A 14,262-nucleotide genomic window follows, 5' to 3' on the forward strand; every position below is an offset into this window, starting at 1 on the left:
CGGCTTAAACCACTGAAAAGGTACCCTATGAACCACGCACAACAAGCGATAAAAGAACTCATCGAACAAACAGAAAAAAGCGTCATTGGACAAAGCCACGTGGTTCGAGCTTTAGTCATCGGGTTATTAACGAACGGGCACATTCTTCTAGAAGGTTTGCCGGGAACGGCAAAAACACGTTCTGTAAAATCGTTGGCCAACTTGTTAAACACGAGTTTTGGTCGAATCCAGTTTACGCCGGACCTTTTGCCATCGGACGTGACGGGAACCGAGGTTTATCAAGAGTTGGATGGCAAGCCGCAACTCCATTTTCAGCCAGGGCCAATTTTTAACAGCATAGTGCTTGCCGATGAGGTCAACCGTGCGCCAGCCCAAGTACAAGCAGCACTGCTTGAAGCCATGGCCGAAGGCACAATCACGGTAGGTGATAAAACTCACGTATTGCCAGACTTGTTTATGGTGCTTGCAACGCAAAACCCAGTAGAACAAGAGGGCACGTATCCGCTGCCAGAAGCACAAATGGACCGTTTTATCATGAAGGTTACCGTCGATTACCCAGAAGATGAAGCCGAACGTGACATCATTCGTTTGGTGCGCAGTGAAGAATTAGGTGCGGAAACCAGCAGCGAAATTATTACGCCAAAACACATCGAACCTGACGTGGTGCTAGAAGCACGTCGTCAACTACCTGATATTGTTGTGTCAGATCTAGTGGAAAACTACATCGTCGCGTTAGTGATGGCGACTCGTAAGCCAGAGCGTTATGCCGATTCAAACTTAGCAAAATGGATTGAGATTGGCTCTAGTCCTCGTGCTTCCATCGCACTAGACAAATGCGCTCGTGCGTATGCGTGGATGCAAGGACGTGACCATGTCACTCCTGACGATGTGCGAGCCATGATTCCGTCTGTACTGGGCCACCGTTTTTCTTTGACCTACGATGCACTAGCAGACGGAGTCGATCACCAACGCGTCGTGCAAGAGCTGCTAGATTGTGTAGAAATTGGGTAAGCGGGAGGCATTATGGCTAAGCCAACTCTTGCGCCAAAATCACAGGGGATGGATCCCCGTTTGTACTGCGATTACGCTCGCTTAGTACGCTTGCAAGCACAAGCAGAATCATTCAGTTTACTTCCTCACCTAAAAGCGGGTAGCGTACTCTCAGGCCGCCACAATTCGCTGTTTCGTGGTCGTGGATTGAACTTCGAAGAGCTGCGTCATTACCAATTGGGTGACGACATTCGTAATCTGGATTGGAAAGTTACGATGCGCACAGGCAAACCGCATGTGCGTAGCTACACCGAAGAAAAAGATCGCAACGTGATCGTGTGTGTCGACCAGCGCAGCGCAATGTTTTTTGCTTCGACGCAAGTAATGAAATCGGTTGTCGCGGCTGAAATCGCGGCCATGTGCGGGTGGCGCGTGTTAAAAGATGGCGACCGAGTTGGTTTTGTCATCGCATCCCAACAGGCGTTGTTTCACAGCAAGGCGCAGCGTTCGCAAAACGATCTTCTGGCTCAACTTAAGCGTCTCGCTAAAGCCAATCAATCGCTCAATGTGGACTCCCGCAATTCCGAAAAAGTGACGTTCAGTCAATGGATTGAGCTCATTAAACGCATGAAGCTCAAACAATCCACATTGATTTTTATTAGCGACTGGAGCGACTGCGAGGAGCACCATCTTGACCACCTTAAACAGTTACAACAGCACAACGATGTTCTCGCAGTGATGGTCAGTGACCCATTAGAACAAGCACTACCAGACGATTTGGCAAAATCGAAATGGGTGGTTGGTGATGGGCAGTATCAACTCAATTTAGATAGCAAAGCAAAGGTAGAGGCCGCGAGCGCAAAGCTTGAGGCTCGAACTAGCTTACAGCGACAATCACTCTCTCAACTTATGGCGATGAAACACCTTCCGCACATCGAACTCGATACGACAGGCGAGCACATTAAACAATTTCAAAAACTGGTAGGGGGGCGTTAGATGAATGGTCTTCCTACGCCTCCGAGTACCTACATACTCAGAGAGCTACATGATGTGGCCGTGCCACCAAGCGTTAGTTGGTATCCGCAAACTATTGGCTGGAAAATTTTAGCGGCGGTTGCGTTCATTGCATTGGTATATGTTGCATATCGCTTGGGTCGGCAATGGTGGCATAATCGTTACCGAAAAGAAGCTCTACTGGCGATTTCGCAAATCAAACCGAGCGACAAAGGCATGCCTAAAGCATTGTTCTCTGTGCTTAAAATTGTGCTGATTCATGTTGATAGCCGCAACGCGAAATTGTTTGATACCGCCTTTCTGCGTAAGCTCGATGCGCTGTATCCGCAAACCAGAGACTCTCAAGCAAACTCGCAAATGGTTTTTAACGATGAGCTTTCAAAGTGCTGGCTACAAAGTATTGTTGACCCAAGCGTTACGCTAACCAACGAAGAGCGAGTAACGCTTATTGCTCGTGCGAAAAACTGGGTGAGTGAACACCGTGGTGATGCTCAAAAAAGCGCGGCAAAGAAATCACCACGATTGAAACGCAAAGCACATCAGGGAGGTCAACATGAATGATCTTCTTGCATCGATAACTGGTTTGTCTGGTTTTGAATTTGCTCACCCAATGTGGTTTCTGATTTTGCCGCTGCCATTGGTGGTGTACTACTTGGTGCCTGCATATCGCACTAAGCAAATGGCGATCAAAGTGCCGTTTTTTAGTCAGCTGGTGGAAGCGATTGGCGAGACGCCATCAGAAGGTGCAAGCCAGTTAACCCCAAGCTGGTGGCAACGAGCAACGTTAATTCTCTCATGGCTTTTGGTGGTGTGTGCGATGGCCAAACCCACCGTGTTAGGCGAGCCTCAAGTTCGCGAGAGTTTAGGGCGCGATGTGATGGTCGTGGTGGACCTTTCGGGTTCCATGGCTGAGCCTGATTTCACCTCTCGTATAGGTGAAAAAATTTCTCGCCTTGATGCGGCGAAAGAAGTGTTGACGGAGTTTGTTCAGTCTCGTAAAGGTGACCGATTAGGCTTGGTTCTTTTTGGTGATGCCGCTTTCGTGCAAACGCCATTTACCGCTGACCAAAAAGTGTGGCTCGAACTGCTTAACCAAACCGATGTGGCGATGGCAGGGCAGAGTACCCATCTTGGTGATGCGATTGGCTTAGCGATTAAAGTTTTTGAGCAAAGCGATAAGTCGCGTGGTGCTTTAGAACAAGATCAAAACCGTGAAAAAGTCGCGATTGTATTAACCGATGGTAACGACACGGGCAGCTTTGTCGAACCGATTGATGCGGCGAAAGTTGCGAAAGCCAAAGGCGTGCGAGTGCACGTGATTGCGATGGGTGATCCGGAAACGATAGGTGAAACCGCGTTGGATATGGACACGATTCATCGCATTGCGAAAGAATCCGGCGGTGAAGCGTTTGAAGCACTCAACCGTGATGAACTGTCGGCTGCCTACGACGAGATTGGCAAACTGGAACCTCAACTTTACGAAAGCACCACATACCGGCCGAAACAAAGTCTTCACCATTACTTGATGGCGTTAGTGGTTATCATGCATTTACTCGCGTTCAGCGTCGCGACACTCAAAAGAAGGGCTGCAACACGATCATCATTAGGAGAGAGCGATGTTTGATTCTCTTAGTTGGACGCAATTCTTTACGCAGTTTCATTTTATTCGACCGTTGTGGTTACTTGCTTTGATCCCCATGTTTTTCTTGGTGTGGTTGCGCTGGCGAGAAGAAAGCAAACCAAGCTGGAAGGATATTCTGCCCGAACATTTACGCAATGCTTTGACGATAGGCGAGCGAGGTTGGCGCAAGCAACTGCCGCTTAAGCTCTTGATGCTGATTGTGCTAATCGCCATTGTGATTTGTGCAGGCCCAACGTGGCAACGTGAATCTTCTCCCTTTGGTGAAGATAAAGCCTCTCTGCTTGTGGTGCTTGATAACAGCGACTCGATGCTGCAAAAAGATCTCCCACCAAGCCGCCTTGAGCGTTCCAAACAGAAAATACGCGATTTATTAGCTGCGCGAAAAGGCGGAAAAACGGGTTTAGTCGTGTTTGCGGGCAGTGCTCATGTGGCGATGCCTGTGACTCAAGACAGCAAAGTATTTGACCCATTCTTGGCGGCCATTACGCCAGAAATCATGCCCGTGCAAGGTAAGCTTGCTGAAAAAGCCTTGCCGTTAATTGATCAACAATTGCAAGGTCAACCAGGTTCCACCGTTTTGTTGGTGAGTGACGGCGTGAACCCAGCCACGATTAAGCAATACCAAGCGTATTTTGCAGGCAAACCTTATCAACTGTTAATTCTTGTTGCGGGGAATGCAGACATCGTGAGTAACAATCCGATGGATTTGGATTCTCTGCAAAAACTGGCCAGCCAGACCAACGGTCGATTGGTGAAAGTGACGGTCGATAACAGTGATATCGAACAACTGAATCGATACGTTGAGCGCAATATGCAGCTTAATGGCGAATCTTCAATGCCTTGGAAAGACATGGGTTATCAACTGCTGTTCCCAATCGCGTTGATCATGATGCTGTGGTTTAGAAAAGGGTGGTTAGTGCAGTGGTGCGTGATTGCAATGGTGAGCGGTACACTGTTGATGCCGACCAGTGCGATGGCGGAGAACATTTCTGTTAAAGCCGAACAGCCACAAGTTGTGCAAAAAGTGACGACCTTCGACAAGGTGGCGCAATGGTGGTGGGATTTGTGGCTGACGCCAGACCAACAAGGACAGCGTTTGTTCAACCAACAAGCGTATTTAGAAGCTGCAAAACACTTTGTCGATCCATTACGCAAAGGCACGGCATACTATTACGCTAGCGAGTTTGAACTCGCGCACAGTGCGTTTTTGGAAATGCAAAACGACCCGTCTGAAGAGGTTCGAGATTACGGTCTTTACAATGCGGCGAGCGCATTGGCGCGCCAACGTGAATATTTGGCTGCTCGCGACTTGTTAAAATCCTTAGCCAGCAAGCCAACGTTGAACGAGTCGTTAAGACCTGATGTTGAGCACAACTTGAAAGTGATTGCTGGCATCGTCGATGAGATAAATCAGATGAGTGAAAGTCAAGCCGGAACAGAGCAAGAGGCGTCAACCGAGCTAGGCGACAACCCTCAAACCGCAGAAGGAGCGGATGAACAAACGTCAGCGGAGTTGATGATTAAAGAGACGTTAAGCGCAGACGACATCTTAGGTAGCCAAGAATTAGCCGACAAGTGGCTAAAGCGAGTCGAAGCGGATCCGAAGTATTTCTTACGCGCTAAATTCCAAATTCAATTACGCTCGCCAACAACGGGTAGCTCAACTACGACAACGGAACACAATACAGAGGAGGCTGCCCAATGATGATGAATGTCCATCGCGTTAACTCTTTTTCTCTTCCTGTACGGATAGTGGCATGGTTAGTGGTTTGTTTGAGTCTGTTCGTAAGTCGTCACGTTTCCGCTCAGGATATTTACGATCTTCAACGCAATCATGGTGTTGAGTTGCAAGCGTGGGTTGGTCAACAACCAACGGCAGGAGAAAAGCGTAAAACGCCAAGTTTTAGTGTCAATGAGCAAGTTATTTTAACCATCGAAGTGGCAACGCCGCGCTGGTTTACGGGGGGGACGCGAATTGGCAGTATTGAAATGCCCAATGTTATCGCCAAACAGCGTAATCAGTTAGCCACTAACTTCACGGAGCACAAGGGCGGACAAACTTGGTCGCGTCAACGCTGGGAAGTGACTTTGTACCCACAAGCATCTGGTGATTTTGTGATTCCACCTGTCGCAGTAGGCGTTCAGGTGTCGGCACCGGACGGCGAGAAGGTATCAGGCACACTTTACACGCAGCCGATTAAGTTCAAAACTGTCTTGCCATCGGGATTGTTGAGCGGTGATACGCCTTGGTTTTCTGCAACGCACGTAGACGTAAAACAAGAGTGGGAAACCTCCACTGAGTCACTCAAAGTTGGGGATGCAATCACGCGTAAAATCACCGTTTCAGCTCAAGATTCACTATCTGTGTTGTTACCAGACTTGTTGAAAGGAGAATCAACAACCCGTTACCAAGCGTATCCTCAACCGCACCGTCTTACAGATACGCAAACACGTGGTGATTACCAGTCAACACGCACAGAAGAGAGCGTGTACGTGATTCAACAAGGTGGTGAATTAACCCTGCCAAATTATGAGTTCCGTTGGTGGAACAGTAAGACTCAACAAGTGGAAACGGTGGTGCTAGAGGGCAAAACATTTGCTGCGAAGCACACGTTGAAATCCTTCATCAAAACGTACTTTGCATGGATTGTATCCACGCTTGTATTGCTGGGTTTTGTGACTGTTTCATTGGTAGCCATTAAACGTTACTACCGCAACAGACCGACACCAGCATGGTTGACGTTCCACCGTTTGTTAAAGGCTAAACGTTGGTCTGAAGCAAGGACCGTATTGTACAAACAATTGCGTTTAAATACGGCAGAGCTGGAAATGACCAAAGCCGATTCGAGTGAATCGTGGCAAAAAAGTGCGTCGCGACTGCAAAGTGGTGAAAATAGCGCTCATTTAATGAAGTCGATGTGGCGCAAAATACAGACCAAACAACAACGCTTTAAACTCCGTATTCCGCGAGCGTTACCAGAACTGGACAAAGTCATTGGAAGAGATGGCAATGAATAAAACGGGGCGCTAATATAGCGCCTCGTTTTTATTAGAGAATAGAGTTCAAATGAGCCACGAGTTTATGCGCCGCGCATTGGAAGTGTCCAAAAATGCGCTTCCTGAATGTCAACCCAACCCGCCGGTTGGCTGCGTGTTAGTGAAAGACAATCAAATCGTTTCAGAAGGTCATACTCAAGCTATTGGTGGCAATCACGCGGAAGTAGAAGCGCTGAATGCATATCAAGGCTCGTTAGAATCGGTGACGGCATACGTTACGCTCGAACCGTGTTCGTTTGTTGGTAGCACGCCAGCGTGCGCGTTGACATTAGTAAAATCCGGTATTAGCAAAGTCGTCGTAGCCATGTTGGATCCAGATCCGCGCAACAGTGGTCGAGGTATCGAGATTCTAAAACAAGCCGGTATTGAGGTAGAAATTGGTTTATGCGGCGAGGAAGTCAGCGAGTTTCTTACCCCATATTTAGGCAAATCTTAATGTAAGCTTTGGCTTGCACGCTAGCTGCTCACTTATGCGGTGAATGGAGTACGTCAAAATTGAGTTAAAACTCATTAAAACAGGTCGTACCGCCCATTTCTTGTACTTGGCTACGTTAACAATCATGCTGTTAGATTAAAATAGAAAAAGTGATTTTCGAAAAATTTAATAGCATGAAACCGACCGATCTTAATCTCATCCCCATCTTTATTGCCATTTATGAAGAGGGGAACTTATCTAAAGCGGCAGCACGTCTCAGTATCACACAGCCCGCAGTCAGCAAAGCGTTGGCACGCCTTCGTGATATTTATGACGAACCTTTATTTCATCGCTGTACCAAGGGGGTAGAACCTACCTCTTTTGCTATGGATATTTACCCTGCGCTGCTTACTTCGGTGCAAAACTTTACTTCAACTCTGACGGCTTCTAGCGAATTTGACCCTAAAGTATCGAATCGAGTGTTTTCCATTGCTTGTGTCTCTGTTGCAAGTTTTGAGTTGCTCCCTCAAGTCATGAAACAGATCCGGGAGTTAGCACCACATATTGCTTTAGAGGTTCATCCACTCTTTACGGAAGATTTTGAAAGCGATCTGCGTTTGCAACGTTACGACTTGATCATTGATATCGCGCCAAGAGCAAGAACAGTTTTAAAAGTTGAAACTGTACTTACTGAGCGCTTGGTGGTGGTGTGTAGCGAGGAGCACCCACGCTTAAAGGACGAGATTACGGCTGAACAATTTTTTGAAGAAGAACATGTGGTGGTTTCGCAGTGGCAGAGTCGTAAGAGCTTGTTAAACGCCGATGATATTGTCGACTTGGATAAAAGAAAGGTAAAGTATCGAGCTTCTGGCGTGTTAGAAATGCTACCTGTTATCTGCGGTAGTGAATATATTGGTTTAATGCCCGAGTCGATGATCAACTTGTTCAACCACACCTATCATGTTAAATCTTTATCTATGCCATTTGATGAACAAACCTATGAGCTCTGCACAATATGGCATCCTAGTCGGACAAACGACAGTGCCCATCAATGGTTGCGATCACAGATTAAACAAGCAGGGAAAACCATCAACCAATAGGAAGTGCAATGAAGAAGACAATACGTGCCATCCTTAACGGCAAAAAAGCTGGGAACCCAGAGTTAAGAGATGCAATCATGAAAATGAGAGACAAGGGCGTCGATCTGCAAGTGCGAGTGACTTGGGAATCTCAAGACATGCCGCGCTTGGTGAAAGAAGCGGTTGATGAAGGGATTGAACGTATTGTTGTCGCTGGTGGCGATGGGACCGTCAATGAGGCGGCTTCTGCGATTATCCAAATTGAAGAAGAAAAACGCCCTGAGTTAGCCATTATCCCTCTTGGTACCGCAAATGATTTTGCCACCGCGATTCAAGTGCCAGCTTCTATCAAGGCGTCTTTATCTCTCGCCGTAGAAGGGCAGTCTACTTTGGTCGATTGTGTCAAGGCTAACGATCGCTACTTTGTTAACGTGGCAACAGCAGGGTTTGGCGCAGAAGTTACGGCAGAAACGCCTGTTGAACTTAAAAACTTTCTTGGTGGCGGCGCTTATACACTAACCGGTGTTGTAAAAGCGCTCGGCTTTAAACCTTATGACGGAACAATAAAAATTGAAGGTGGGGCTTATCAGGGAGAAATGTTGCTTGGCGCTTTCTGCAATGGTCGCTTAGCTGGAGGTGGGCAAGAGTTAGCGTCGAAAGCGATGATTAATGATGGCTTGATGGATCTAACACTGGTGCGTCCATTCTTGCCTCATGAGCTGCCGAAAGTTATCGAAGAGATCAATAATCCTAGCGAGAAAGGTGAGTTTGTAAAACACACAAGAGCAAGCTGGTTGGAGATAGACTTCCCAAATCCACTTCCGCTCAATTTAGATGGCGAACCATATCATTCGAGAACAATACGGTTTGATGTTCAGCCTAAGAGTATACGATTAGTCTTGCCGCAAGATTGTCCTTGCTTGACCAGCTAAACGAGTAGTTTCCGGCTCATAAACAACACAGCCTCCAATATGTGGCTGTGTTGTTTGTGTTGAGGTGTCAGGCGAATTAAAGCTTTTGAATGGTCTCTACGTCGATCTGCGTGGTTGTCCACTCTGAGTCAACTTCGCCTCGAATCATCACTTTATCGTTTGGACCAACGTCTAGTCCCATCCAATCTTCATTGTCGATTTCTACTTCGATTTCGCCAGTCTCATCTTTGAACAAGTAAGTCTCGTTACCAAGAGATTGAACAATGTGCCCGGTTAACATGACGGCGCTGTCGTCGGTTACGTTGTGCGCCTCTTTCACCGAATTAATTACGCTTACTTCTGGACCATTAAATGCGGCGAAAGCTGAGCTTGAAAGTAGGGCAAACATGGATGCTAAAATTATTTTTTTCATTATCGTCTCCTTAAATTAGAAGTAGTAAGTTGTGCCTACGTTGAAGGATGCCGTGTTTGCGTAGCTGTCTAGTTGATATTTTACGTTTGCACCTATGGTGAGCTGCGGGAAAATTCTGTATTCCGCACCCACTGAGAACATTGCGCCTAGCTCGTTGTTTTTCTCTGTGTTGTGGAAAAGCGTGTTGTTCATTTCTACATCATCATTCGCGACAAGCTCGTATTCTTGATGTTTAGAAACCTTGGCGTTGTATTCCGTGTACGTTAGACCCGCTTTGAATTTTGTTGTCCATTTGTCATTTAATGCATAGTTAAACACAGGTGCCAACGACACTTGCTTGGCTTTGATTGACGCATCCCAATCCATTTCATGATGGTAATCTTTGCCATCAATTTGTTTGATACCAAGGTTCTTTGAACGATTATCATCAAGGTCAAATTGGCTGTAGCCCAACTCTAGCGCCCAGTTGTCATTGAACGCGTAACCGACAAAACCTGAGAAAATACCGTCTTCAAGCTCAGGGCTGAGTGTTACGTTGTCAGTTGAAAAGTGAGGTTCCAAATCATGGTCAGTGGTGCCTAGTCCATATTCCAGACCTACATAAGGAGCCGCAGATACCGAAACTGAGCAGGTAACAAGTAACGCAAGAAGTGTTTTGTTCATTTTATTTTGCCTCTTCAAATCAACTTAGTGAGTAGAAGCGCATTTTGTGTGAAGAAGCGTGAAGCGATCGTGAAGAAACGAAAAAAATGTTTAGAAAAAAGAGCAAGGGGCGATAACCGAGGGGCGGTTTGAGTGAACAAACACCAAGCTCTTTATATAGAGTAAGTTAAGTTGCGGCGACGTAACACACCGCAAACGGGACATTAAGGCGAGTAAACTCTTTGATCCAACGCCATTGGTTATCCTGGAGTTTATCGCCAGGACCTTTCACTTCAATCCACTTGAACTCGTTTTCTTTAAAAGCAATGAGATCCGGCATCCCATTACGGTAAAGCTTAAGGTCGCTCAATTGTATTTTGAACAGCGCCATCAGCATATTGGTTGGGATAGTGTTGAGCGCTGTTTCGAGTAGCTCTTTACTTATTAAATTCCAATGTACAAATGGATTACTGATGCCAAACTTCTCATCGTATTTTGTCAATAACGTCTGGGTGTTGCCCGCTTCTAGTTCGGCAAAAGCGGTGTCTATCAAAACTTGGCGCTTGGTAACAAAATCCGAGTGATATAAATCTAAAGGACGGTGTTGATAAGCGTTAATGAATGCCCCTTCAATAGGAGCAAAAATCGCATCCCAGAATGTAAGCCCCAGTAGCGAGTTGAGCAACGCATTTTCAGCGTAAAACACATTCCAGCCTAAGGACTCAAAATACGCTTTACTGGCAAGCTCGACTCGTTGTTGAGATAAATCCAGTTCAATATGGTATTCGGAGCAGAGTGGCTTTGCTACTCTTGGCATTTTCGCGCCTTGTTTTCGCTTCAACCGTTGCTCAAGTTTTTGTGCGACTTCGAGCTCAGACACATCAATTGGCGACTGCAGCATCTCTGTGACAATGTCACTAAATAAATCATCTTGGTTTAGTTTGTCATAGATACGTGCACGTCGTTCTCGGCTCGGAGCGAGCTGAGTTTGGCCAAATAGTGATAGGGCGGTCTCTAGCTCATCAATCCGTTCGTAATCACGTGCTATGTCATTCAACATGTGTTCACGTTTACGATCCACGTAATGGTGATTAACGGGCTGAGGCATTGCCTCAATTAATAAGTCGAGATTGGCTTTGTCTTTTCGATCAAATTGCCAGTACAAGTTGCTCAGTTGGCTCAGTTCAATTAAGCGGTCTCTTTGCTCACGTGAATCAAAGAAACGGCGCACTTTACTCAATTGGTATTGCTCGAACTGATGTAGACCTAAGTCATCAAGCACGAACTGACTTAAGTCTTGATGGGTGTTGGCAAAAAATAGGGTGAGTAAAACATCGATCATGTGGGCGGAATTGAGTTTGATGATCGTAAACTCAAGCTGCTCAAAACGATCAAATTCCGTGTTGCTTAAACTCTCTACAAGGACATCTTTCTTTAATGACTTCGGTAGCTCTGGGTAAAGTGCAGAGATCTCCGGTTTCGTCAGTAAGTTAGACGCTAACTCTTGATGAGAGAGTGTGGGGGAAAGGGCCACAAACTCATGTTGACTCAATTCTGCCAGCGCTTCATTGATTGAAGGTATTTCTTGATAACTCAGCTTATCACTTCGAAACCAACGCCCTTTTCGGCTGTATAAACGCACCAACAGGCACTGGGCGTGTTTGCTCAAGGAATCAAACGAGCAAAGCCAAGCGTGTTCTTCCTCAGCCAGTAAATCGCTGTACCAGGTTACTGCGTGGTGAGTCAGCTTAAAGAAGTTTTCTAGATAGTAGTCTGGTGCAAGTTCGATAGGGCTTTCCATAAACGACCGATAACAAAAAAGGCTTAACCCATAGGTTAAGCCTTTTCGCTATCAAATCAATTGGCAATTATGCGTTTTTTAGGTGCGCTACTTTTGCTTCAGACAATGGCTTGGTGATGAACGCAAGTACGATACATACTGCCATCATTGCTGATGAAATAGTGTAAGCCAAGGTGTAGCCTTCGCCGTTCGTCATAGAGAAGCCAACAACTGCTGCGCCGATTGCACCACCGATACCCCATGCAGTGTAAAGCACACCGTAGTTAGTACCGTAGTTTTTCAAACCGTAGAACTCGGCCGTTAGAGTAGGGAATACCGCTAGAAGTGTACCGTAACCTACCGCTGCGATCGCAGTACCAATGATCAGAGTGAACTCAGAGTCGAACGTTGCGAACAACACCATGTTTACGCCTTGTAAGACGAACGCAAGTAGAAGCGTACGAACACCGCCGATTTTATCTGCAAGCATACCCGCAGCAACACGGCCGCCTGAGTTAAATACAGCAAGAATAGACGCTAGGTAAACGGCGTTTGGTAAGTTTGCTTGAACGCTTGCGATGGTCGTGATGTTGCCGATGATCATTAGACCAACAGAAGCTGCGAATGCGTACATGATCCATAGAGAGTAGAACTGTGGCGTCTTCAGCATTGCTTTCCAAGTTAGATCATCTGACTTTTTAACTGCTTTAGGTGCTTGACCTTCTTTTACTTTCGGTTCTGCAGGCGTGTAGTCTGCTGGTGGGTTATTGATGGTTGCTGCAAGAGGAACTGCAATTGCCAGGATACCAACACCAAGAACCATAAAGCTCGTTTGAATGCCCATGCTGTCGATCAATGATGATGTTACTGGTGCTAGGTAGATAGCCGCTAGACCGAAACCAGCCGCAATAATGCCGTTAACCATGCCTTTCTTCGAAGCGTGGAACCATTTCATTGCAGAAGGTGATAGGCATGCGTAGCCAAAACCGATACCTGCACCTGTGATCACACCGAAGGTAATGTTCAGCATGAGTGGAGTGTCAACAAAGCCAGATGCGATCATGCCTAGACCTGTAAGAACAGTACCTAGGATAAGAATCATACGCGGACCCATGCGGTCTTGCAGAATACCTGCAACAAGAAGACAGATAGAGAAAGTGATGGTTGCAGTTGCGTAAGGTGCAGAAGCTTCTGCAGCACTCCAGCCTGATTCAGTTACCAGTGCCTTGTTGAATACACTCCAAGCATACAGGATGCCAAGACAAAGGTTGATACAGAACCCTGCTAACAGGATGCGCATAGCTTTATCAATCTTGCTCATTTTCATTCTCAGTTTTTCCTCTTGTTGGCAATGCCGCAAAGAGGGTTGGTTTAAAGATGTTTTTTCTCAAAATTAGTTTGCGTTTTTCAACGATTAACGCAATGAGCGCGGATTATAACCAATAAATATGTGATTGGAATCTCTTTTTGCCGTTACTGATAAAATAATTTGAAACATTAAAAGCGGATGTGAATTCATGGTTTTGTATGTGGTTGGAGTGTTATCAAAAAGTGATGATTTTTGTTGTGAGGAACGAGGAACTAGTCAAAACAGAGAATTCAGTGCGCAGTTGGGTGCACAGCTCACATTTCATATAAAAAATTTCAAAATGTTACCGTGTTAACTCCCTGTAACAAAAATGACTGAAATATCGTCTTGTCGCCGTAAGTATTGGATGTAAAGGGTTTCTTAAATTTAAATTGTTAACCTTTTGTAATAACTAGGGCTGATTAGGTTTTTTGTGCATTAAGTGAACAAAAAAGTCACTTGTAATTGCAGATTATAGGAGCAGAATATAGCGAAAAATGAGATTTCATTTATGAAGGGATGCTTTTTTAGACTTGTTGTGAGGTGACTTATGAAACTGTTCCTATTACTCATGGCTTCGGTATCTGCTGGTGTCGCATCTGCAGACCACATCCATTCATTTATGTTGGGTCTATCTATTGCTTCTCTAGCGGTAGGGAGCTGTTATTTCTTTGCATTCCGTAGCTCGCGCTTTCCGCAGCTTGCCTTATTCTTACTAATTTGCGGCATGCTTTCTAAGTTGACGATAACGGTTGTTGGTGTGATGTGGGGAATGTCGGCTGAATTAATTACATCTCCAATCGTCTTCGCACTTTCGTATTTATTCTTCTCTCTCGCCGTGACCTACTTATGGTTTAGTTATCGAGAGAGTATCACTAAGATCCCTGATCGATTTAAGTCAGCGTAAATTGTCAAATAAGAAAAAACGCCAGCAAAAGTGCTGGCGTTTTT

Annotated in this window: 14 protein-coding genes; 10 read left to right on the top strand and 4 right to left on the bottom strand. The window is 45.9% G+C overall.

Features of this window, described 5'->3' with window-relative positions:
* Positions 1-27: 27 nt before the first annotated feature.
* The 9 genes from NL645_RS02005 (at position 28) to yegS (ending at position 9,129) form a co-directional block, all read left to right on the top strand.
* A complete protein-coding gene (locus NL645_RS02005; RefSeq protein WP_253651081.1) occupies positions 28-1,011 on the top strand; it encodes a MoxR family ATPase in 984 nt (327 codons plus the stop codon).
* Positions 1,012-1,023: 12 nt separating this feature from the next.
* The gene (locus NL645_RS02010; RefSeq protein ID WP_015313118.1) at positions 1,024-1,986 is read left to right on the top strand and encodes a DUF58 domain-containing protein; all 963 of its coding nucleotides are present in this window, start codon (positions 1,024-1,026) and stop codon (positions 1,984-1,986) included.
* Positions 1,987-2,565, top strand: a complete 579-nt coding sequence (locus NL645_RS02015; protein WP_253651082.1) for a DUF4381 domain-containing protein — start codon at positions 1,987-1,989, stop codon at positions 2,563-2,565. It begins immediately after the preceding gene.
* A complete protein-coding gene (locus NL645_RS02020; RefSeq protein ID WP_253651083.1) occupies positions 2,558-3,628 on the top strand; it encodes a VWA domain-containing protein in 1,071 nt (356 codons plus the stop codon). The genes NL645_RS02015 and NL645_RS02020 overlap by 8 nt, the downstream gene beginning before the upstream one ends.
* Positions 3,621-5,351, top strand: coding sequence for a VWA domain-containing protein (locus tag NL645_RS02025; protein WP_253651084.1), 1,731 nt, complete (start codon positions 3,621-3,623; stop codon positions 5,349-5,351). Before NL645_RS02020 ends, NL645_RS02025 begins: the two co-directional genes overlap by 8 nt.
* Positions 5,348-6,664 (top strand): BatD family protein, encoded by a 1,317-nt coding sequence (locus NL645_RS02030; protein WP_253651085.1) that lies wholly within the window; start codon positions 5,348-5,350, stop codon positions 6,662-6,664. Before NL645_RS02025 ends, NL645_RS02030 begins: the two co-directional genes overlap by 4 nt.
* A 49-nt stretch (positions 6,665-6,713) precedes the next feature.
* Entirely contained in the window at positions 6,714-7,139 is a 426-nt protein-coding gene (locus NL645_RS02035; RefSeq protein ID WP_253651086.1) for a bifunctional diaminohydroxyphosphoribosylaminopyrimidine deaminase/5-amino-6-(5-phosphoribosylamino)uracil reductase RibD, read from the top strand.
* Positions 7,140-7,312: 173 nt separating this feature from the next.
* Positions 7,313-8,218, top strand: a complete 906-nt coding sequence (locus NL645_RS02040; RefSeq protein WP_253651087.1) for a LysR family transcriptional regulator — start codon at positions 7,313-7,315, stop codon at positions 8,216-8,218.
* Positions 8,219-8,226: 8 nt separating this feature from the next.
* Positions 8,227-9,129 carry a lipid kinase YegS gene (gene yegS / locus NL645_RS02045; protein WP_253651088.1) on the top strand — a complete coding sequence of 301 codons (903 nt, stop codon included), beginning with the start codon at positions 8,227-8,229 and terminating at the stop codon, positions 9,127-9,129.
* 76 nt (positions 9,130-9,205) lie between these two features.
* Here the strand turns inward: yegS and NL645_RS02050 are convergent, their stop codons facing one another.
* The 4 genes from NL645_RS02050 to NL645_RS02065 all read right to left on the bottom strand — a co-directional run bounded on the left by NL645_RS02050 (position 9,206) and on the right by NL645_RS02065 (position 13,284).
* Positions 9,206-9,541, bottom strand: a complete 336-nt coding sequence (locus NL645_RS02050; protein WP_253651089.1) for a NirD/YgiW/YdeI family stress tolerance protein — start codon at positions 9,539-9,541, stop codon at positions 9,206-9,208.
* 15 nt (positions 9,542-9,556) lie between these two features.
* Positions 9,557-10,204, bottom strand: coding sequence for an AcfA family outer membrane beta-barrel protein (locus tag NL645_RS02055; protein ID WP_253651090.1), 648 nt, complete (start codon positions 10,202-10,204; stop codon positions 9,557-9,559).
* Positions 10,205-10,370: 166 nt separating this feature from the next.
* On the bottom strand, positions 10,371-11,984 hold the full coding sequence (locus tag NL645_RS02060; RefSeq protein ID WP_253651091.1) for a VRR-NUC domain-containing protein: 1,614 nt from the start codon (positions 11,982-11,984) through the stop codon (positions 10,371-10,373).
* Between the two features lie 67 nt (positions 11,985-12,051).
* A complete protein-coding gene (locus tag NL645_RS02065) occupies positions 12,052-13,284 on the bottom strand; it encodes an OFA family MFS transporter (protein WP_104970823.1) in 1,233 nt (410 codons plus the stop codon).
* Between the two features lie 577 nt (positions 13,285-13,861).
* On the opposite strand from NL645_RS02065, the gene NL645_RS02070 reads away from it, so the two are divergent.
* Positions 13,862-14,218: a hypothetical protein gene (locus NL645_RS02070; RefSeq protein WP_005398137.1), complete on the top strand. Its 357-nt coding sequence runs from the start codon at positions 13,862-13,864 to the stop codon at positions 14,216-14,218.
* Positions 14,219-14,262 lie beyond the last annotated feature (44 nt).

Origin of the sequence: Vibrio sp. Y51_MX_L26 (assembly GCF_024181935.1) — a bacterium.
Lineage (GTDB): Bacteria > Pseudomonadota > Gammaproteobacteria > Enterobacterales > Vibrionaceae > Vibrio > Vibrio diabolicus.

Excerpts from the sequence above, each read along its gene's own strand:
- NL645_RS02010 (WP_015313118.1), top strand. The coding sequence starts at position 1,024 with ATGGCTAAGCCAACTCTTGCGCCAAAATCACAGGGGATGGATCCCCGT.
- NL645_RS02055 (WP_253651090.1), bottom strand. The coding sequence starts at position 10,204 with ATGAACAAAACACTTCTTGCGTTACTTGTTACCTGCTCAGTTTCGGTA.
- NL645_RS02025 (WP_253651084.1), top strand. The coding sequence starts at position 3,621 with ATGTTTGATTCTCTTAGTTGGACGCAATTCTTTACGCAGTTTCATTTT.
- NL645_RS02070 (WP_005398137.1), top strand. The coding sequence starts at position 13,862 with ATGAAACTGTTCCTATTACTCATGGCTTCGGTATCTGCTGGTGTCGCA.
- NL645_RS02035 (WP_253651086.1), top strand. The coding sequence starts at position 6,714 with ATGAGCCACGAGTTTATGCGCCGCGCATTGGAAGTGTCCAAAAATGCG.
- NL645_RS02060 (WP_253651091.1), bottom strand. The coding sequence starts at position 11,984 with ATGGAAAGCCCTATCGAACTTGCACCAGACTACTATCTAGAAAACTTC.
- NL645_RS02040 (WP_253651087.1), top strand. The coding sequence starts at position 7,313 with ATGAAACCGACCGATCTTAATCTCATCCCCATCTTTATTGCCATTTAT.
- NL645_RS02050 (WP_253651089.1), bottom strand. The coding sequence starts at position 9,541 with ATGAAAAAAATAATTTTAGCATCCATGTTTGCCCTACTTTCAAGCTCA.
- NL645_RS02015 (WP_253651082.1), top strand. The coding sequence starts at position 1,987 with ATGAATGGTCTTCCTACGCCTCCGAGTACCTACATACTCAGAGAGCTA.
- NL645_RS02020 (WP_253651083.1), top strand. The coding sequence starts at position 2,558 with ATGAATGATCTTCTTGCATCGATAACTGGTTTGTCTGGTTTTGAATTT.
- yegS (WP_253651088.1), top strand. The coding sequence starts at position 8,227 with ATGAAGAAGACAATACGTGCCATCCTTAACGGCAAAAAAGCTGGGAAC.
- NL645_RS02005 (WP_253651081.1), top strand. The coding sequence starts at position 28 with ATGAACCACGCACAACAAGCGATAAAAGAACTCATCGAACAAACAGAA.
- NL645_RS02065 (WP_104970823.1), bottom strand. The coding sequence starts at position 13,284 with ATGAGCAAGATTGATAAAGCTATGCGCATCCTGTTAGCAGGGTTCTGT.
- NL645_RS02030 (WP_253651085.1), top strand. The coding sequence starts at position 5,348 with ATGATGATGAATGTCCATCGCGTTAACTCTTTTTCTCTTCCTGTACGG.